We start from the raw sequence: 17,063 nt of genomic DNA, 5'->3' as shown, positions 1-17,063 counted from the left end.
GCACTATCCCTACTACGTAGAAACAGAAGTACGTGGCTCGACTGAATTTTCAGTGTTGTCCGCGACGGCGGGGACATTGTGATCGGCGAGGGTTTTCCCGGGTATTTCGGACAATCCACGCGCGGCCAGGTTCTGCCGCGCCTGGGCCAGCGGGAAGGCCAGCACGCGCAGGTCGTGGAAGAGCTTCACCGCGATGGTCGGCCAGATCGCGCCGGTCAATTTATAGGTCAGCGCGAGCGCGACGCCACCGAATATAACCTGGGCGGAGACGGCGGGCCGGAATCCGTGCCGCAGGCCATCGATGACGCCACCGGCAACGATGATCAGGATCCAGAACGGCATATCCGGCCAGAGCAGCGCGACCGCGTAGATGGTGAAGCCGCGGTAGACCACCTCTTCGGCGGGCGTGCTGAACGAGTTGGCCAGCCACCAGAACCGCTCGATCGAGGTCTCCGGGGTGATGAAGACGACGTACTCGATCTGCCGCGCGATCCAGTCCCGGCCCCGGCGACCGCCGACCAGCGGAATCAGCACGGGCCCAAGGAGATACGAGACGTAGATGGCGACGATGGCCAGGCTGATGATCTTCTCGGCGAGGGAGAACCCGCGGAAGACGGAGAAGTCGAAGTGGGTCAGGCCGAGCTCGTGCACCGAGGTCCCGCTGATCGCGAAGGCGACCAGGATGACGGCCAGGGTGGCCCACGTCCGGAAGACGCCGCCCTGATACAGCCGGACGCGCGCGTCGGACCGTTCACCGAATTCCTTCGTGAAGACGCGGACCGAGAATATCTCGAAGAATGGCTCGGCGAGCACGAGATAGACAAGCAGAATTATGCAGAAGATTTTCATCTGGAGGCCCCGTTCACTTCCGGTCGGGTCGGTCTTTATATATCGGTGGAGTGGGGTCTTCCGCGCCTTTACACCACCTACCTACGGCGTCGTCCTGAACACATCGGCAGACAGTACAACCGTACTGAGATAGCTGTCTACAGCTTCCACCTGGAAGCTCCTGTGAGCTGGGCCACCGGATTTATACGGAGTAAGGACCTCCGCATGCACCGGGGGTTATACGTCCGATTCGCGCCATTTTTTCGTCCGATTTCGCCTGGTCGGACAAACGCGGGTCAACTATTCACCACATCGCATTCAACTGCCCGAAACATTCGGCGGCGTTCGGCGGAACAGCGCGTCACGCCAATTTGATTGCTAATTGTTTGCCGGAGATGTGCGGTCGTACAACGCCTTATGTACGCCCGTCCAACGCCGAGCCGGGCGGCCCCGCGTGGGTCGGGCCCGATCGGTACCGGCTCCGAGCCGGGCGCAGACCCGCCGCGCGCCTCGTCGATCACCGGACCGCGAAAATATTCCGAGCGGGAATAGCTGGGCCCGGACTACGTTCGTTGAAGGTGATTAGTCGGACAAACGAAAGGGGCCGCACGCGTGGCAACCGAGACAGTGGCATCGTCGGGCGTCGGCTTTCGATCGGAGCGCGGGGCCATCCTCGGCGCGCTGATGCTGGCGACCGGCCTGGTGGCGCTGGATTCCACCATCATCGCCACCGCGGTGCTGACGATCACCGACACGCTCGGCGGCTTCGCCCAATTCCCCTGGCTGTTCTCCATATATCTGCTGGCGCAGGCGGTCACCGTGCCGATCTACGGCAAGCTCGCCGACACGGTCGGGCGCAAGCCGGTGCTGATGTTCGGCATCGCGGTGTTCGCGCTCGGCTCGCTGCTGTGCGGGCTGGCGACCAGCATGCTCGGGCTGATCATCTTCCGCACGGTGCAGGGCATCGGCGCGGGCGCGATCCAGCCGATGACCATGACCATCGCCAGCGACCTCTACACCCTCACCGAGCGGGCCAAGGTGCAGGGCTATCTGGCCAGCGTGTGGGCCATGTCCTCGGTGGCGGGCCCGCTGCTCGGCGGGGTCTTCGCCGACTACGTCAGCTGGCGCTGGATCTTCCTGATCAACCTGCCGCTCTCCGCCGTCGCGGCCTGGATGCTGCTGCGCAAGTTCTCCGAGAGCGCGCCGCGGCGCAAGCAGAAGGTCGACTATCTCGGCGCCGCCCTCCTCACCGTTGGCGCCGGCGCGCTGATCCTCGGGCTGCTCGAGGGTGGTCAGGCCTGGGCCTGGGACTCCCCCGCCAGCCTCGGCATCTTCGTCGGCGGCGCGCTGCTGCTGGTGCTGTTCGGCCTGGTCGAGCGGCGGGCGACGAATCCGATCCTGCCGCTGTGGGTGTTCACCCGGCGGGTGATCATCGCGAGCAGTTTGGTCTCGGTGCTCGTCGGCGCGATCCTGGTCGGCCTGACCTCCTACGTCCCGACATTCACCCAGGGCGTGCTCGGCACCGGCGCGCTGGTCGCCGGGCTCACCATCGGCGCGCTCACCCTCGGCTGGCCGATCGCCGCGTCGCAGGCCGGAAAGGTCTACCTGCGCATCGGTTTCCGCTCGACCGCGCTGATCGGCAGCGGGCTGGCCACGGTGGGCGCGGTGACCACATTGCTGATCGCCGAGGATTCCACGCTGTGGCAGATCGCCGGCTCCTGTTTCGTGATCGGCATCGGCATGGGCCTGGTCGCGACGCCCACCCTCATCGCCGCACAGACGAGCGCGGACTGGTCCGAGCGCGGCGTGGTGACCTCGGCCAACATGTTCGCCCGCTCGATCGGCAGCGCGGTTGGCGTCGCGGTATTCGGCGCGATCGTGAACTCGCGGATCGGCGACACCGATCATCCGCTGCCCTCGACCTTGTCCTCGGCGGTGCACCTGGTCTTCCTCACGGTCGCGGCGATGGCCGCCGTGATGGTGCTGGCCTCGGCCTGCATGCCGGGCCGGAAAACCGTGCTCGCCTAGGCGAATTCGAAGGTCGCGACCACCGGCGCGTGATCGGACTCGGGGAACTTCCGGTCGGTGGCGAAGTCGGCGGACTCGTCGTGCAGCAGCTCGTTGTGGATCTCCGTGCCGCGATAGTTGGCCAGCAGGTTCCGGGTGACCAGCAGGTGGTCGAGCATCTGCCCCTTGCCGTGGTGGAACAGCGAGTAGCGCGACGACTCGGGGACGGTGTTCTCCAGCGGCACCAGCACCCGGCCGGCCAGCGCGCCGTTGCCGGTGTCCTCGACATCGCCGCGGATCGCGACCAGCGGCACCTCGTCGGCGGTGGAGTTGAAATCACCGGCGACCACGATGCGTGCCGCCGGGTCCTGGTCGAAGATCCGATCGACCAGCCGCCGGACCTCGACGGCCTGGCTCATCCGTTTCATCGCGGACAGGAACGAGCCCTCGGCGGCCGCGCCGGCGTCGCGCCAGGTGAAACGGTCGAGCTTCTGTCCCGCGATGTCGGTGGGCAGCTTCGACTTCAGGTGCACGACGATGACGTGCAGCGGCGCACCGAGCAGGTCGAGTTCGACGTGCAGGATCGGGCGTTCGATCGCGATCGACTGTGGTTGCGCCGCGGGCGGATTCGCGGTCAGCACCTGGTAGACCGGGGCCGCGACCAGGTCGTTGAGCAGTTGCGCGTGCGTGGTGACCGGCAGCGAGGTGACCACCGCGAGGTTGCGTTCGTCGAACACCTCGCCGTTGGCCTTCTCGGTGGAGACGATGTTCCAGCCGGCCAGGGCGGTGCCCTGCAACAGGTCGGTCAGCGCGATCAGCGACCGCGGCCGGCCGGGGCGCTCCTGGCCGTTCACTTCCTGCAGGCACAGGATGTCGGCGCGGAGACGATTGATCTGCGGTCGCATCACCGCGATGCGGTCCTCCAGGGTCGGTTCGAACGGGGTGGGATTCGGCGTCTCATCGAAATTTTCGAGATTGAACGTCGCGATACGCAGGGTGACCATTGCACACATCCTCATCAGGCCCCGACCGTTCCTACCCGTCAATTGTCGACCCGCGGGAGCGTTCGCAGGCGCGTACTCGACTACCCGAAAATGTCTGTTCATCCCCCGGCTACGTGTCGAGTACGCCGCCGGGCCTCAGGGTGATCCCCGATGTTCAGCGCCCGAGTGCTGCGGCATGCTCGGGCCAGGTGACGAAGCGCGGGTGGTCATGATGACGGGCTCGTGCAACGGTTGATCACGGCGTTGTTCGCGGCGGCGTGCGCGGTGGCCGCGGCGGTGCTGCTGGTTGTCGGGAGCGACGCCGAATTGATTCACGGGGTCGCGGTGTCCGCGGTGCTCGCCGCAGCGCTGGGGTTGATCGGGGCGGTGCTCGGGATTCGGACGTTGTTGCGGACCTGAGGGTTACGAGGCGGGGCGGCGATCGGCGATTTCGGCGAGGGCGCGGTCGCGGTGTTCGGGCGGAAGTTGGTCGACCGCCGCGCGGACGACCGTCAGGGCCGAGTCCGAGAGGCTGCCGAGGGTGCTGCGGTATTCGTCCCACAGGTCGTGTTCGGCCGCGGCTTCGAGCATTTCGGCGAGCTTTCGCTCGGACACCAGGCCGACCAAGCGTTCGAGGTGCTCGGCGTCGTCGATGAGGAACGCCGAGTGGAGCAGGGCGGCGCCGTCGAGGACGGCCTGTGCGGCGCGGACGGACTCATCGGAGACAACGGCCATCAGGTCGCCCAGGGTGATCCAATCTTCTTGCCGGGCAAGCAGTTTGCCCACCTCGACGATGGTTTCGGTGGGCACGCCGGCGATGAGGTAGGCGGCGCGGCGCGGGTCGAGCAGCGGGGCGACCTCGGCGAGGAAGTCGACCGGGAGGCGCTTGGCGACGTCGACCGCGTGTGCCGGTTCGAGGACGCCGGCCATGCGCGCGGCGAGCAGCGCGTTGCGGCTACGGGCGACCAGCTTGGCGATGACCGGCGCCGGGATCACCTTGGCGGCCGCGGCGACCTTGCGCAGGCCGCCGGACTGGCTGTCGAACAGCAGGTCGGCGACCTGGAAACGGAAGTCCCTGACGTCGGCGGCGGGGACGTCGGTCAGGTAATCGAGCTGGTCGGCCGATACACCCAAGGTGCGGGCGAGTTTGATGATCTGGGCGCTGGTCGCGTCGGTCACAGGCCGGCCGCCTTCTTCACCGCGCCGCGCAGGAGGCGGGGCACGAAATCGAGCAGCGAGTAAGCGGCGGTCTCGAGGTCCTTCGCCTGTTTGCGCCGGGCCTCCGCGACCACCGTGGCGAGCTGGGCCTGAACGTCCGGAGCCAAGGCCGCGATTCCAGCCGGCAGTTCACCCGGCACCAGGTCGTCCAACGTCTTCACTGTCATATCCCTGCCTCCGCTTGACCCACCACCGAATCGGCCCCACCCGGTTCCCCCGGTCTTGTCCAGGGCAACGCTACTGTGCGATCCGTCGGGGTGCTGCGCGCGGCACCATGATCACAACGGAGTACCCGCCGGATTGGTACGAATCCTCAGCATGCGAGCGAGCGCCCAGCAACGGATCCGGGTCCAGCTACAGATCCAAGACCAGGTGGATAAGCGTGCCCGGAGCGGTGACACAGAGGCGGACACGTCGGGGGTAGCGATCGGCGGCCGACCCCATCGCGGGACGCGTCGGACTCAGCGAGCTCGATTGGGTCGCGGAACCCGGCACAGCCACCGAACGCGATTCGGTACCGCTAGGCAAGACATTTGGCGAGCCCCGCTCGCGCACGGGTCCCGACACCGTGGGCGAAACCGGCTCAGTCACCCGAGATGACTCTTTCGGCCAGCCCGGACCGATCACGAGACGCGGCACACTCGGCCCGAGCACGCCAGGCGACACGCTCACCGAACCCGGCTCGGTCGCAGGATGTGGCGCGCTTGTCGAGCGCTGTTCGGTGGCGGACAGGGCTGTTGTTTCGCAGGTTCCGCAGATGCCGGCGCGGCACATCGAGGCGATCGGGACGCCCTCGTTCTCCAAGGCCTCTAGCACGGTCAGGGTGGGCGGTACCAGGACGGTGCGGCCTGACCTGCGTAATTCGACTACAAGCTGCGGGGGCGGAATCATCGGACCGGGCAGCGGGCGGGGGCGGAGTCGTCGTGGTGGTCGTAGGGGGTGCCGTGGATGCCTACGCGGGCGGCGAGGAGTTTCGCGAGCTTCGCGTTGCGGCGCCAGACCGGGTCGTCGGCGGATGCTCGGCGCGCCATGCGAGCGTGCGCGCCGGGTAGTGCGTCGTCGAGCGCCCGGAGGCGGACGTCTAGGGCGGCGGCCACGCCGGTCAAGGCCGACCATGGTTGCACCGGTACGTCGCGTAATGGTGTGCTGCGGAACAACTCCCGGACGAGGGGTTCACTGCTGAAGTAGGCCAGCAGGCCGAGCAGGGGTGCGGTCGCCCGGATTTTCAGTCGATCGGTGAGGCCGGCGGGGTTCGCCAGGCGGTGGGTCGCGGCACCGGCCATGGTGGCGGTCCATTCCGGGGCGACGCCGGCGGTGGCGACCATGTAGTCCGACATCTCCATGCCTTCGACGGCGGTGCGCGGGATCAGCTCGTGGGCGACGCCGAACACGTGAGCGATGTAGGCCCAGTAGTGCATTACCGCATCTCGTTGCCGCTCAGTGGATTTGCGGCCGTGGGTGTGGTCGAAGCAGATCGGCGAGATGCCGAAGGTCACTGCCGCCCCCATCATCGTGCTGTTGGAGATGGGGTTGCCGTGAATCGCGAAATGGTCGGCGCCCCAGGCACGGCGGAGGCCGGCGCGCACCTGGGAGTGCATGAGCCGCACGCGGACGGTGTCTTTGAAGACCGGCGACCAGCGGTCCATGCCGCCGCGGACGGTCACGTTGCGGAACCAGGTGGAGGTCTCCAGGTTTCGCCGGTACGGATCGTTGACGAACCGGCCGGTGGCCCCGGTCGCGGAGGCGACCTCGGCGCCGACGAAGGTGCCCATGAAGTCCTGCACGCCCATGGCGAGCTTGCCGGAGGTGGAGACGTTGATCCACAGTTGGCGGCCGCGTTCCCAAAGGTCGGGGTCGTACCAGTCCGGCGGGTTGTCAAGGGCGGCGAACAGGGCCACGAGTTCCGGCGGCGGGTCGTCGACGGTGTCGATGCCGTGGTCGAGTGCTCGGTCTAGCAGCCGTCTGCCTTCGGCGGTGCCGATGCGCCCGAACGCGGCGACCAGCCGGTCCATCGGTTCGTCGCCCTGCCAGAGGTGATCGGCCATCAGTCGGGTGCGGGGTGTTTCGACAGGCACCGGTCGGACGTCGATCCACGGCGCTAGGATCGATTTCCTTGGCTCGTATCATAATTCGGAGGCGACGGCGCGGGGCGGCGGCGGGCGCAGGGGCATGCCTGGGCGATAGTAGTAGTCGTAGGGGTGCGCGTCGGCGTGCACGTCCAGCATCGGTCAAAATCCTGTCAGTTGCCGGAATTTCGTGGTGGGTGTGGTGCCGTGATCGGCGTGGACCGGGCAGTAGTGCTTGGGATCAGTGCGGTGCTCGGCTGCGGGCCAGAGCAATTCGGGCGCTTCCGGTGGCGGCAGCGTCGCGGGGCGTAGGCCGCGTTCGCGGCGGCGGCCCGCGCGAATGCGCGGGAAGAAGTAGCGGATCTCGTCCGGTGTCAGCCGGTTCATCGCGGTGAACAGGGCGCACCAGCGGTCGAACCAGAACTGGTCGCGGCGGGTCCAGGTGAAGCCCATCGTGCGCCGGATCGCCGGGTCGCACAGGCCGACGGTGACGAACTGATAGAACCGCGCGCCGAGTGGTCGAAACATTCTCTCCCACAAGGGTTTCGGCAGCAGGTCGAGCACGGGGAACGGCGGCACCGGGGCGTTCTCGGCCAGCCGATAGACCTCCCAGGCGGCCTGCGTCGGTTCTAACACGTTCTCGCACATGTCGTTCCAGTAGTTCTGGAACTCCGGCCAGCTCTTGGGGACGACCCGCATGCTCATGCCGTACATCTCGTACCACTGATATTGCTCGCGCCACAGCTGCTCGCGTTGCCCGGGCGACAGGCCGCCCATGAGCAACTCGCCCGCCCGGAGCGTCTGCACGAAGAACACCGCGTGCGCCCAATAGAAGGTTCCGGGGTCCAGCGCGTGGTACCGCCGCCCTCGCTCGTCGACGCCTTTGATCGTGCGGTGGTAGTCGACGATCTCGCGGGCAGTCTGCTCGGCTCGCGGCCCGTCGAAGACCACGCCGACGATCGGGTACGCCGAACGCAGCACCCGTTGATAGAACTCGTCTTTGATCCGCGAGTGGTACTCGACGCCCGCGCCGAGGCCGGGATGCATGTTCTGCACCATGCCGAGGAACAGCCCGGTCGGCGCGAAGTAGAGGGAACCGAAGATCTTCCAGGTCAACGAGTCCGGACCGAGCGGCACGGGCGCACTGTGGCTCTCGTGCACCACGTCATTGTGTGCAACCATGAAACGATGCTGACACGAATAAATACTCGCGTTCAATTCGTCTTCTGATGCCACCGAAGACGCGGAAAACGCCGCAGCAGCAGCGCTCCCGGGAAATGGTGCGGCGCATCGTCGACGCCGGTCAGCAGGTGCTCATCGAGCACGGGTACGACGGGGCGTCCACCAATCGGATCGCCGACGCCGCCGGGATCAGTCCCGGGTCGCTGTACCAATACTTTCCGGGCAAGGACGCCATCGTCACCGCGGTGATCGAGCGCTACAACAGCGAGGTCGCGGCCCTGGTGCACAGCAGCGTGCTGGCGCACCTGCACGAGCCGCCCGAAACCGCGGTTCCCGCAACGATTTCCGCGTTGCTCGATGCTCTGGGCAGCCATCCCGCGTTGCTGCGAGCCGTCATCGAGCAGACACCGCGCCTCAGCGGCGACAACACCGTGTTCGCCTTCGAGCAGCAGATCGGCGAACTGGCCCGCGTCGCGCTCACCATGCATCGCGACTCTCTGCCCCACGACGTCGACTTCGAGTCGGCCGCGTGGATGCTGGTCCGCACGGTCGAACACCTAGCCATCCGCTACATCCTCGACCGGCCCCCCGTCTCCCGCGACCGCTTCCTCACCGACATCACCCGCCTCGTCCTCAACTACTTCCGCCCACCCCCCTCACCAGCCCAAACCACCCCCACCCCCATTCACGAACAAAACGCGAGTAGCCACAGCCGCACTCCGCCGCGACGCCAACAGCCGCACGCTTTCTGATTTCCCGCACCGAAATTCGCATGCAAATCTCGGTGCGGGAAATCAAGAAGCGTGCGGCTGTTGGGCCGAACGATCAACGGGGGCGCGGGCAAACTGCGCACCCGGCAAGAGCATTCACCGCCCTCCGCCGCACACCTACTGACTTCCCGCACACGGGATCGCATGCGATTCGGTGTGCGGGAAACCGGGTGGTGTGCGGGTGTTGGGGTATCAGCGGCGTTGGGTACGGGTGGTGGCTAGTGGTTGGCGGGAGTTGGGGTGGTGGGCTTTCCGAGGCGGGTTAGCGCTAGGTAGCCGGCGGAGACGAGGATGGTCCAGACGACGCCGACGGCTACTGCGGTGCGGCCGCTTTCGGTGAAGAACAGCAGGACTACGACGAGGGCGAGGAAGGCCAACGCCAGCACCGTGGTGTACGGGGCGCCGGGGAGGCGGTAGTCGGCGGCGGGGAGGGTGCCGCGCGCGACCCTGGTCCGGTAGATCAGGTGGCAGACCAGGATCATGCCCCAGACGAAGATGATGCCGATGGTGCTGACCGAGGTGATGTAGGCGAAGGCCTTGTCCGGCGAGATGACGTTGACGATCACGCCGATGACCATCGCGGCCGCCGACGCCGAGATGCCGACGTAGGGCACGTGGCGTGAGCTCAGCTTGTTCAGCGCCGCCGGCGCTTCGCCGTGCAGCGACAGCGTGCGCAGCATCCGGCCGGTCGAGTAGATGCCGGAGTTGCAGGACGACAGCGCGGCGGTCAGCAGCACGAAGTTGATGATGCCCGCGGCGCCGGGGATGCCGATCTGCTGGAACACCTCGACGAACGGGCTCTTACCGGCATGGAAGGTGCGCCAGCTGGACACCGACATGATCACCACGAGCGCGCCGACGTAGAACAGGCCGATCCGGAACGGCAGCGTGTTGATTGCCTTGCGCAGGGTCTTGCGCGGCTCGCGCGCCTCGCCGGCGGTGACGCCGACCAGTTCGACGCCGACGTAGGCGAACAGCACGATCTGCAGCACCAGCAGCGACTGCCCGAATCCGTTCGGGAACACGCCGCCGTCGGCCCACAGGTTGGTCACGGTCGGGTTGGCGGCGTGGCCGAAGCCGATGGTCAGCACGCCGATGCCGAGCAGGATCATGCCGATGATCGCGGTGACCTTGATGGCGGAGAACCAGAACTCGCCCTCACCGAACAGGCGCACCGAGATCAGGTTCGCCGCGAACATCACCGCGAGCACCACCAGCGCCGTGATCCAGGGCTGGATATCGAACCAGTACTGCACATACTTGCCCGCCACGGTGATCTCGGCCATGCAGGTCGCGACCCACACCGCCCAGTACGACCATCCGGTCACGAAACCCGCGTACCGCCCGAGGAATTCGTGCGCGTACTCGGCGAAGCTGCCCGAGACCGGACGGTAGGTGAGCAACTCCCCCAGCGCGCGCATGATCACGAAGATCGCCACGCCCGCCGCGAGGTAGGCCAGGATCAGCGCGGGTCCGGCCTGCTCGATCGCGCCGCCCGCGCCGTAGAACAGGCCGGTGCCGATCGCGCCGCCGATGGCGATCATCTGAATCGTCCGCGGGCTCAGACCGCGGGAGTAACCCTCCGAGTCACCGGTCGAATCCTGCGTTCCAGCGTCCGATAGATGACTGTCGGCGGCTGTCATAGTGCGGTCCTTCTCTCGTGCGGCAACGACGCGTCGCCCGGGATCGTCGGTCGGTGACCCCGGACACATGACATGGGATCATCGCATGTTCCGGAGTCGAACAGCACGTCACGCTACCGGTCCGGCACTACCTGCCGCGTAATTCGGATCTAATACCGCAGGTCAGTGGGCACCCGTCGGCACGCTGGTGCCGCCCGCGCCGGAGGCGCTGGACCGCGCGGCTGGTTAACGGCAGAGCGCGGGGTGCACCCCAGCGGAAGTCCGCAAGCGCGGAGCGGGCCGGGGGCGACTCCGATTACGCCGGTCGAGAGAAAGGTCGGGTCACTTCAGCCGGAAGCCGTGGTTCTCCAGTGAGGTGCGCAGGCGGTGCCGGCCGTTGAGACTGGCGGCGGAGGCCAGCCGGGCCAATACACGTTCGGTCCACGAGTGCGAGAGTTGTTGTTCGGCATAGAATTCCGCGATGCGGGACTCGTAGACGGTGACGTGTTCGCGCTGGGCGGTCAGCTGGTAGGTCTCATGGTGCAGGACGGCGGCCTGGGGCAGGCGTGGTTTGACTCTGGCGTCCTCACTGGGGTCCGGGTGGCCGACCAGGAGGCCGAAGACGGCGAAGACCTGCGGGGGCAGATTCAGTTCCGCGGCAACGTCTTCGGGGTGGTTGCGCAGCGCGCCGAGGTAGACCGTGCCGAGACCGAGGGATTCCGCGGCGACGACGGCGTTCTGCGCGGCCAGGGCGGCGTCGATGAAGCCGACGTAGCTGGATTCGAGGTAGTCGGCGCCGTCGAGCGGGACCTCCCGGTCGTCCGCGAGTTGGCGCAGGCGCGCGAAATCGGCTGTCCAGACCAGCAATACGGGTGCCTGCAGGATGTGCGCCTGATCGCCGGCCAAGGCCGCGAGGCGCGCCTTGCGCTCCGGATCGCGAACCGCGATAACGCTCCACACTTGCAGGTTCGACGAGGTCGGCGCGGACTGGGCGGCCGAGATCAGCAGGCGCAGCGTGTCATCCGGGACCGGGTCGGCGAGATAGCGCCGGACCGAACGATGCTCGTGCAGCACCTGCAATACCGGGTTCCAGTCGGCGGGCTCGGTAGGCTGGGGGTCGCGGTAACGCTGCTGCACCAGGTGGGTCGGCGTCGGCACGGTCTGGGTCATGTCCGTCATCCTGAACGGCCGCGCGGTGTTCGTCAGCGGTTGTTCGCACGGTGAGCCGAACACCGCCTGGATTTCCTTGGAGATCAACTCGGAGTAGGGTCGGTAAGGTAACCCTAATTAGTAGTGGGAGGAACACCTATGGCCCGACCCCGCACCACCCTGACCGTGCAGCGCACCGAGTGGCTGAGCCCGCACCTGATCCGGGTCCATCTCGGTGGCCCCGGCTTCGCCGCGTTCCAGGTCAGCGAGTTCACCGATTCGTACGTCAAGTTCATCTTCGAGCGCGACGGCATCGAGGTGCTGCGCACCTATACCGTCCGCTCGGTGGACCGCGAGGCCGGACAGCTCGCGGCCGATTTCGTGTACCACGGCGCCGAGGGCATCGCGGGACCGTGGGCGGCCGCGGCCCAACCCGGCGAGACCATCGACCTGTTCGGCCCCGGCGGCGCGTACTCGCCCCGCACGGATGCCGACTGGCACCTGCTGGCCGGTGACGAGGCGGCGCTGCCCGCCATCGCCGCCGCGCTGGAGGCGATGGAACCGACGGCCGTCGGTTACGCGTTCATCGAGGTCTCCGGGCCCGATGACGAGCTGCCGTTGCGCAAGCCCGAGGGGATCGAGTTGACCTGGCTGCACCGCGGTACCCAGGCGCCGGGCGAGTTGCTCGCCGACAGCGTGCGCAACGCACCGTGGAAAGACGGCCAGGTCCAGGTCTTCATCCACGGTGAAGCGCAAGCCGTCATGCACGACATGCGCCGTTATGTCCGCCGGGAGCGCGGCGTGTCCGCCGAGTGGGCGAACTCGATCTCCGGGTACTGGCGTCGCGGACGCACCGAAGAGGGCTTCCGCGAGTGGAAAGCCGAGCTCAAGCAGAAGGAGACCGCGCCGGCAACCAGCTGAGCCCTGCCCCACCCGCCGCGCCGAGAAGCGCCGCGCAAGCATTCGGCCCGCGGTGTTCCGCGCACGAAATAACCGCGCAAACACGAAGCCCGCAGCGCCTGCCACACCCGAAATCGCCGCGCGGGCGCCCAGCACCTGCCGCGCACGAAATCGCCGCCCGCGCGCACAAGATCCGATCAACTCGTGCGCGCTGGCAATTCGCGCGCGGCAGGTGAGGCAGCAACGAGGCACAGCAACGATCGGCTTCGATCGCCCAACGGACCGAACGCAAGCCACCCGCTCGCCCCGCACGTCTTGTCCGCCTGCGCGTGAAATCGCTGATCAACTCGTGCGGGCCGACGAATCGCACACGGCAGGTGGGACCGTGAATGGGCACAGCAGCGATCACCGAACTGACAGAGCGCGAACCGCTCGCCGCGTAGGTCCTCTACGCCCGCGCGTGAAATCGCTAATTAACTCGTGCGCGGGCTAACAATTCGTGTGCGGGCAGGCGAATCGGGCGGCCGACGAGATCGGCAGAGCTGGGGCTGCGGCGGATTCAGCGGTGGAGGACGTTTTCGATTGCCGAACGGGTGGTCGCTACGTACTTTTTCGGGTCGGCGAGGAAGACGTCGTGGGCTGCGTTCAGCTCGATTACTGTCGCATTCAGCGACGCGGCTAACGCACGCTGGTCTCGGGGTGGGACCGCCCCGTCTCGCGTGGTGACGACGACGGCGGTCGGCAAGTCGGCGATCTCGGCGGCATGCGGCCGGAAATCGAACGCGTATTCGGCCAGGATTACATCGACGATCACCCGCGGATGGCACTGGCCCAGCTCTGTCCGCAACCACGGCCACAGCCGTTTTACCTCCGCGGACTTGAACCGGGCCTTCCAGAAATACGACAACGGCACCGACCGGCCGATGCCACCGCTACGGTCCGCGAACGGCCGCAGCCCGCGAAAGAACACTCGCCCGAACTTGTCCTCCGCACTATCGAACGCCATAGCGGTCGCCTCGAATACCAACCCGCGCACGCGATCCCGATGCCGCCGAGCGAACTCCAGCCCGACGGGTCCACCCAGCGAATACCCGCACACAACCACCTGATCAATGCCGAGCGTGTCCAATACCGCGGCCGCGTCATCCGCACATTGCGCGATATCGAACCGCTCCCCTGCCCCCAACGGCAATCCCCGCCCATGCCCCCGCATGTCCATCGCGACCAGACCGTATTCGTCGGCCACCGGCCGCATCAGATGACCGAAGTTCACATCCGCGGTCAACGCCCAACCATGCAGCAGCACAACGGGATTCGCTCCGGGCGCGAATCGGACATCGACACTCGAACCGTCGGCCAGTTCGACAGCTCGCCGCGGCGGCAACGCGACCGGAGCTGCGCCCACGCCACCGCCGCGGCGCGCCTCACTTCGTGACAGACCTGCCATCTGCTCGACGGTAGCCGATCAGTCCCGCCAGCCGCTCGGATCAGCTCCCGGACCCGGCGATGCGCCGCCCAGGTTCCTGGACGGCGCATCGAGCACCCGCTATTGCTTGGGGGCGCGCAATGCCTCCTCGACGAACTGGGTGGTGTAGGTCTTGGACAGGTCGATGCGGTCTTTCATCGGTGCCACGTTGCGGGAGTACTTGCTGAGAATGCTCAGGACGTTCTGGGCCCCTTCGGGTTTCATCAGGCCGTCGCCGTTGAACATGCCGATGGAGTCGCGGATGGATTGGATGTAGAGGTCTTTGCCCGCGCTGGCGTATTGCGCGGGCATCTTGGCCGCGATCTCTTCCGGGGTATGGGTTTTGATCCACTTCAGGGTTTGGACGAAGGCGGCCGCAAGCTTGCGCACGATGTCCGGGTGGGCGTCGATGGTCGCGCAGTTCATGTACAGCGACGTGGCCGGGTACAGGCCGCCGAGGGCGGCCCGGGTGCCGGCTTCGGTGCGCATGTCGACCAGGATTTCGGCCTCACCGGAGTTGATCATCTGCGCGACGGTCGGGTCGGTGGTCATGCCCGCGTCGATGCCGTTGTGGTTCATGCCGGCGATGAACGTCTGTCCCGCACCGACTTTCACCCGGGTGTAGTCCTTGGTGGTCATGCCCTGCTGGCCGGTGAGCGCCTGGGTGAGGAAGTCGGTCGAGGAGCCGAGCGACGTGACGCCGAGGTTCTTGCCGCGCAGATCCGCGGTGGACTTGATGGTCGCCGCGTCCTGCTTGGACACCAGCTCCACCTCGCCGGGCACGTCGGAGAACTGGACCACCGAGCGGATGCACTGCTCCTTGGCCTGGAGATCGATGGTGTGGTCGTAGAACCCGACCACACCCTGCACATCGCCGGTGAGCAGCGCGGTTTCGGCATTGGCGCCTGACTGCTCGCCGAGCAGTTTCACGTCGATGTCGTTGCTGTCGAAGAAGCCGAGCTGCTTGGTGAGCATCGCGGGCAGGTAGATCACCTTCTCCAGCCCGCCGACCATGATGGTGATCTGCGGGCGCCCGTTCGCCATCGGAATATGCCGGGAATCCCGGCATCCCGTGGCCAGCAGCAGCGCCGCGACGGCAACGACGACGATCGTCACATGTTTGCGGTACCTCATGCTCAGATCCCGTGTCCCGAAGTCGCTTGCGACGGACGCCATTTCAGCAACTTGCCCTCGGCGAAACCGATCGCCCACTCCGCGAGCAGCGCGATCACCGTGATGATGATCATGCCCGCGTAGATGCCCGCCGAGTCGAAGGTGCCCTGGGCGTTGCTGATCAGCAGGCCCAAACCCTTACTGGCCCCGGCGTATTCACCGACGACCGCACCGATGAGCGCGAAGCCGAAGGCGGTGTGCAGGCTGGACAGGATCCAGGTGGTCGCGCTGGGCAGCACGATCGCGGTGAGCACCTGCCGCTTACCCGCCCCGAGAATGCGGGCGTTGTTGATGACGTTGCCGTCCACTTCCCGGGCACCGGTGAAGGCGTTGAAGAACACCGCGAAGAACACCAGCACGACCACCGTCGCGACCTTCGAGCTGAGCCCGAGACCGAACCAGATGATGAACAATGCCGCGAGCACGATGCGCGGAACCGCGTTGAGCGCCTTGATGAACGGCGCGAGCACGTCGGCCCAGTAGCGGCTGCGCCCGAGCAGCGTGCCGAGCACGACGCCGGCGACCGCGCCGATCAGGAAGCCGAGCACCGCCTCCTGCACGGTGGTGAAGATCTGCAACCAGATCGAGCCGAATTGGGTTCCCTCGGTGAACCATTCGACCAGGCGGTCCCAGATCAGCGACGGCTTGGAGTAGAAGAACGGGTCGATCCACAGCGTCGCGGTCAGTTCCCACGAACCGAGCCACAGCGCGACCAGCGCCAAGCGCAGGCCCCAGGTGCGGATGCGAGCGCGCCGGACATTGGTGCGGACCCGGGTGAGGATCTGCTCCTCGGTCTCGTTCTCCGGCACCGGCGTTGCGGCGGAACCCTTTTCGAGAAGATTATGCGACACGGGAGGCTCCCTTGGCTCGAGCCGCCTCGACCTCGTCGCGCAGCGTTTCCCAGATTTCCTTGTAGATGTCCCGGAACTCGGTGGTGAGCCGGATCTCCTCGACATCACGCGGCCGGTCGAGCGGGACGGTGAAGTTGCCGCACACCGTCGCCGGACTGGCGGTCATGACGATCACCCGGTCGGCGAGCACGATCGCCTCCTCCAGGTCGTGGGTGACGAAGATGACCGCGGCGCCGGTGCCCGCCCACACGCGCAGCAGTTCGTCCTGCATGAGCTGGCGGGTCTGCACGTCGAGCGCGCTGAACGGCTCGTCCATCAGCAGGATTTCCGGGTCGTTGACCAGCGTCTGCGCCAGCGCGACCCGCTTGCGCATGCCGCCGGACAGCTGATGCGGGTAGTAGGTCTCGAATCCGGCCAGGCCGACCTTGTCCACCCAGACCGAGGCCTTCGCCCGCGCTTCGGCTTTCGACGCACCACGCAGGCGCGGGCCGAGAGCGACGTTGTCCAGCACGGACTTCCACGGCAGCACGGCATCCTGCTGGAACATGTAGCCGATGCCGTCCGGAATGCCGTCGACGTCCTTGCCGCGCACCAGCGTCCGGCCGGCCGACGCGGGCTCGAGCCCGGAGACCAGGGACAGGGTGGTCGACTTGCCGCAGCCGGTCGGGCCGACCACGGCGACGAATTCGCCGGGTCGGACCTCTAGGTCGAGGTTCCGGACGGCGGTGTGGATGCCGCCCCCGGTGCCGGGGAAACGCTTCGTCGCGCTCCGCAGCTCGATGAGTGGGTGGTTCATGGTTCTAGCTCCTGCGAGATCGAGGTAGAGCGAACGTACGTGGCCCCGATCAC

Annotated in this window: 17 protein-coding genes; 4 read left to right on the top strand and 13 right to left on the bottom strand. The window is 66.8% G+C overall.

What is annotated here, in order from left to right; translation table 11 throughout:
* Nucleotides 1-12 precede the first annotated feature (12 nt).
* Nucleotides 13-849 carry a type II CAAX prenyl endopeptidase Rce1 family protein gene (locus ACFYO1_RS35655; protein ID WP_387241211.1) on the bottom strand — a complete coding sequence of 279 codons (837 nt, stop codon included), beginning with the start codon at nucleotides 847-849 and terminating at the stop codon, nucleotides 13-15.
* 591 nt (nucleotides 850-1,440) lie between these two features.
* Here ACFYO1_RS35655 and ACFYO1_RS35650 point away from each other — a divergent pair.
* Nucleotides 1,441-2,856: an MDR family MFS transporter gene (locus ACFYO1_RS35650; protein WP_387241208.1), complete on the top strand. Its 1,416-nt coding sequence runs from the start codon at nucleotides 1,441-1,443 to the stop codon at nucleotides 2,854-2,856.
* Here the strand turns inward: ACFYO1_RS35650 and ACFYO1_RS35645 are convergent.
* Entirely contained in the window at nucleotides 2,853-3,839 is a 987-nt protein-coding gene (locus ACFYO1_RS35645) for an endonuclease/exonuclease/phosphatase family protein (protein ID WP_387241205.1), read from the bottom strand. The two genes, ACFYO1_RS35650 and ACFYO1_RS35645, sit on opposite strands and share 4 nt — an antisense overlap.
* A 222-nt stretch (nucleotides 3,840-4,061) precedes the next feature.
* Here ACFYO1_RS35645 and ACFYO1_RS35640 point away from each other — a divergent pair, with 222 nt between their 5' ends.
* Nucleotides 4,062-4,238 carry a hypothetical protein gene (locus ACFYO1_RS35640; protein WP_387241202.1) on the top strand — a complete coding sequence of 59 codons (177 nt, stop codon included), beginning with the start codon at nucleotides 4,062-4,064 and terminating at the stop codon, nucleotides 4,236-4,238.
* Between the two features lie 3 nt (nucleotides 4,239-4,241).
* Here the strand turns inward: ACFYO1_RS35640 and ACFYO1_RS35635 are convergent, their stop codons facing one another.
* From ACFYO1_RS35635 to ACFYO1_RS35615, 5 genes are all read right to left on the bottom strand, one after another.
* Entirely contained in the window at nucleotides 4,242-4,997 is a 756-nt protein-coding gene (locus tag ACFYO1_RS35635) for a hypothetical protein (protein WP_387241200.1), read from the bottom strand.
* Complete coding sequence (locus tag ACFYO1_RS35630) at nucleotides 4,994-5,203, bottom strand: hypothetical protein (protein ID WP_387241198.1); 210 nt, start codon at nucleotides 5,201-5,203, stop codon at nucleotides 4,994-4,996. Before ACFYO1_RS35630 ends, ACFYO1_RS35635 begins: the two co-directional genes overlap by 4 nt.
* Nucleotides 5,204-5,390: 187 nt before the next feature.
* On the bottom strand, nucleotides 5,391-5,927 hold the full coding sequence (locus tag ACFYO1_RS35625; RefSeq protein WP_387241195.1) for a 2Fe-2S iron-sulfur cluster-binding protein: 537 nt from the start codon (nucleotides 5,925-5,927) through the stop codon (nucleotides 5,391-5,393).
* Entirely contained in the window at nucleotides 5,924-7,111 is a 1,188-nt protein-coding gene (locus ACFYO1_RS35620) for an oxygenase MpaB family protein (RefSeq protein WP_387241192.1), read from the bottom strand. The genes ACFYO1_RS35625 and ACFYO1_RS35620 overlap by 4 nt, the downstream gene beginning before the upstream one ends.
* Before the next feature lie 153 nt (nucleotides 7,112-7,264).
* On the bottom strand, nucleotides 7,265-8,284 hold the full coding sequence (locus ACFYO1_RS35615) for an oxygenase MpaB family protein (protein WP_387241189.1): 1,020 nt from the start codon (nucleotides 8,282-8,284) through the stop codon (nucleotides 7,265-7,267).
* A 47-nt stretch (nucleotides 8,285-8,331) separates the two neighbouring features.
* Here ACFYO1_RS35615 and ACFYO1_RS35610 point away from each other — a divergent pair, with 47 nt between their 5' ends.
* Nucleotides 8,332-9,036: a TetR/AcrR family transcriptional regulator gene (locus ACFYO1_RS35610; protein ID WP_387241186.1), complete on the top strand. Its 705-nt coding sequence runs from the start codon at nucleotides 8,332-8,334 to the stop codon at nucleotides 9,034-9,036.
* A gap of 236 nt (nucleotides 9,037-9,272) precedes the next feature.
* On the opposite strand, the gene ACFYO1_RS35605 is transcribed toward ACFYO1_RS35610, so the two are convergent.
* Together ACFYO1_RS35605 and ACFYO1_RS35600 are read right to left on the bottom strand one after the other, a co-directional pair.
* On the bottom strand, nucleotides 9,273-10,697 hold the full coding sequence (locus ACFYO1_RS35605; protein ID WP_387241183.1) for an amino acid permease: 1,425 nt from the start codon (nucleotides 10,695-10,697) through the stop codon (nucleotides 9,273-9,275).
* A 321-nt stretch (nucleotides 10,698-11,018) separates the two neighbouring features.
* Entirely contained in the window at nucleotides 11,019-11,846 is an 828-nt protein-coding gene (locus ACFYO1_RS35600; protein ID WP_387241180.1) for an NADPH-dependent oxidoreductase, read from the bottom strand.
* Nucleotides 11,847-11,984: 138 nt separating this feature from the next.
* Between ACFYO1_RS35600 and ACFYO1_RS35595 the strand changes: the two genes are divergently transcribed.
* Nucleotides 11,985-12,746, top strand: coding sequence for a siderophore-interacting protein (locus ACFYO1_RS35595; protein WP_387241177.1), 762 nt, complete (start codon nucleotides 11,985-11,987; stop codon nucleotides 12,744-12,746).
* A gap of 538 nt (nucleotides 12,747-13,284) precedes the next feature.
* Here ACFYO1_RS35595 and ACFYO1_RS35590 read toward each other — a convergent pair.
* The 4 genes from ACFYO1_RS35590 to ACFYO1_RS35575 form a co-directional block, all read right to left on the bottom strand.
* Nucleotides 13,285-14,172, bottom strand: a complete 888-nt coding sequence (locus ACFYO1_RS35590; protein ID WP_387241174.1) for an alpha/beta fold hydrolase — start codon at nucleotides 14,170-14,172, stop codon at nucleotides 13,285-13,287.
* 99 nt (nucleotides 14,173-14,271) lie between these two features.
* Nucleotides 14,272-15,324 (bottom strand): ABC transporter substrate-binding protein, encoded by a 1,053-nt coding sequence (locus tag ACFYO1_RS35585; protein ID WP_387241171.1) that lies wholly within the window; start codon nucleotides 15,322-15,324, stop codon nucleotides 14,272-14,274.
* 2 nt (nucleotides 15,325-15,326) lie between these two features.
* Nucleotides 15,327-16,214 carry an ABC transporter permease gene (locus ACFYO1_RS35580; RefSeq protein WP_387241168.1) on the bottom strand — a complete coding sequence of 296 codons (888 nt, stop codon included), beginning with the start codon at nucleotides 16,212-16,214 and terminating at the stop codon, nucleotides 15,327-15,329.
* Nucleotides 16,204-17,010 (bottom strand): ABC transporter ATP-binding protein, encoded by an 807-nt coding sequence (locus tag ACFYO1_RS35575; protein ID WP_387241165.1) that lies wholly within the window; start codon nucleotides 17,008-17,010, stop codon nucleotides 16,204-16,206. The genes ACFYO1_RS35580 and ACFYO1_RS35575 overlap by 11 nt, the downstream gene beginning before the upstream one ends.
* Between the last annotated feature and the right edge of the window lie 53 nt (nucleotides 17,011-17,063).

Source organism: Nocardia sp. NPDC006044, from assembly GCF_042871115.1.
Taxonomy (GTDB): domain Bacteria; phylum Actinomycetota; class Actinomycetes; order Mycobacteriales; family Mycobacteriaceae; genus Nocardia.
Note: the sequence above shows the minus strand (reverse complement) of the source record. Positions and strands in the feature narration are given on the sequence as shown.

Coding starts and splice junctions, on each gene's coding strand:
- ACFYO1_RS35625 (WP_387241195.1), bottom strand. CDS start 5,927: ATGATTCCGCCCCCGCAGCTTGTAGTCGAATTACGCAGGTCAGGCCGC.
- ACFYO1_RS35610 (WP_387241186.1), top strand. CDS start 8,332: ATGCCACCGAAGACGCGGAAAACGCCGCAGCAGCAGCGCTCCCGGGAA.
- ACFYO1_RS35600 (WP_387241180.1), bottom strand. CDS start 11,846: ATGACCCAGACCGTGCCGACGCCGACCCACCTGGTGCAGCAGCGTTAC.
- ACFYO1_RS35595 (WP_387241177.1), top strand. CDS start 11,985: ATGGCCCGACCCCGCACCACCCTGACCGTGCAGCGCACCGAGTGGCTG.
- ACFYO1_RS35605 (WP_387241183.1), bottom strand. CDS start 10,697: ATGACAGCCGCCGACAGTCATCTATCGGACGCTGGAACGCAGGATTCG.
- ACFYO1_RS35630 (WP_387241198.1), bottom strand. CDS start 5,203: ATGACAGTGAAGACGTTGGACGACCTGGTGCCGGGTGAACTGCCGGCT.
- ACFYO1_RS35575 (WP_387241165.1), bottom strand. CDS start 17,010: ATGAACCACCCACTCATCGAGCTGCGGAGCGCGACGAAGCGTTTCCCC.
- ACFYO1_RS35655 (WP_387241211.1), bottom strand. CDS start 849: ATGAAAATCTTCTGCATAATTCTGCTTGTCTATCTCGTGCTCGCCGAG.
- ACFYO1_RS35590 (WP_387241174.1), bottom strand. CDS start 14,172: ATGGCAGGTCTGTCACGAAGTGAGGCGCGCCGCGGCGGTGGCGTGGGC.
- ACFYO1_RS35645 (WP_387241205.1), bottom strand. CDS start 3,839: ATGGTCACCCTGCGTATCGCGACGTTCAATCTCGAAAATTTCGATGAG.
- ACFYO1_RS35615 (WP_387241189.1), bottom strand. CDS start 8,284: ATGGTTGCACACAATGACGTGGTGCACGAGAGCCACAGTGCGCCCGTG.
- ACFYO1_RS35585 (WP_387241171.1), bottom strand. CDS start 15,324: ATGAGGTACCGCAAACATGTGACGATCGTCGTCGTTGCCGTCGCGGCG.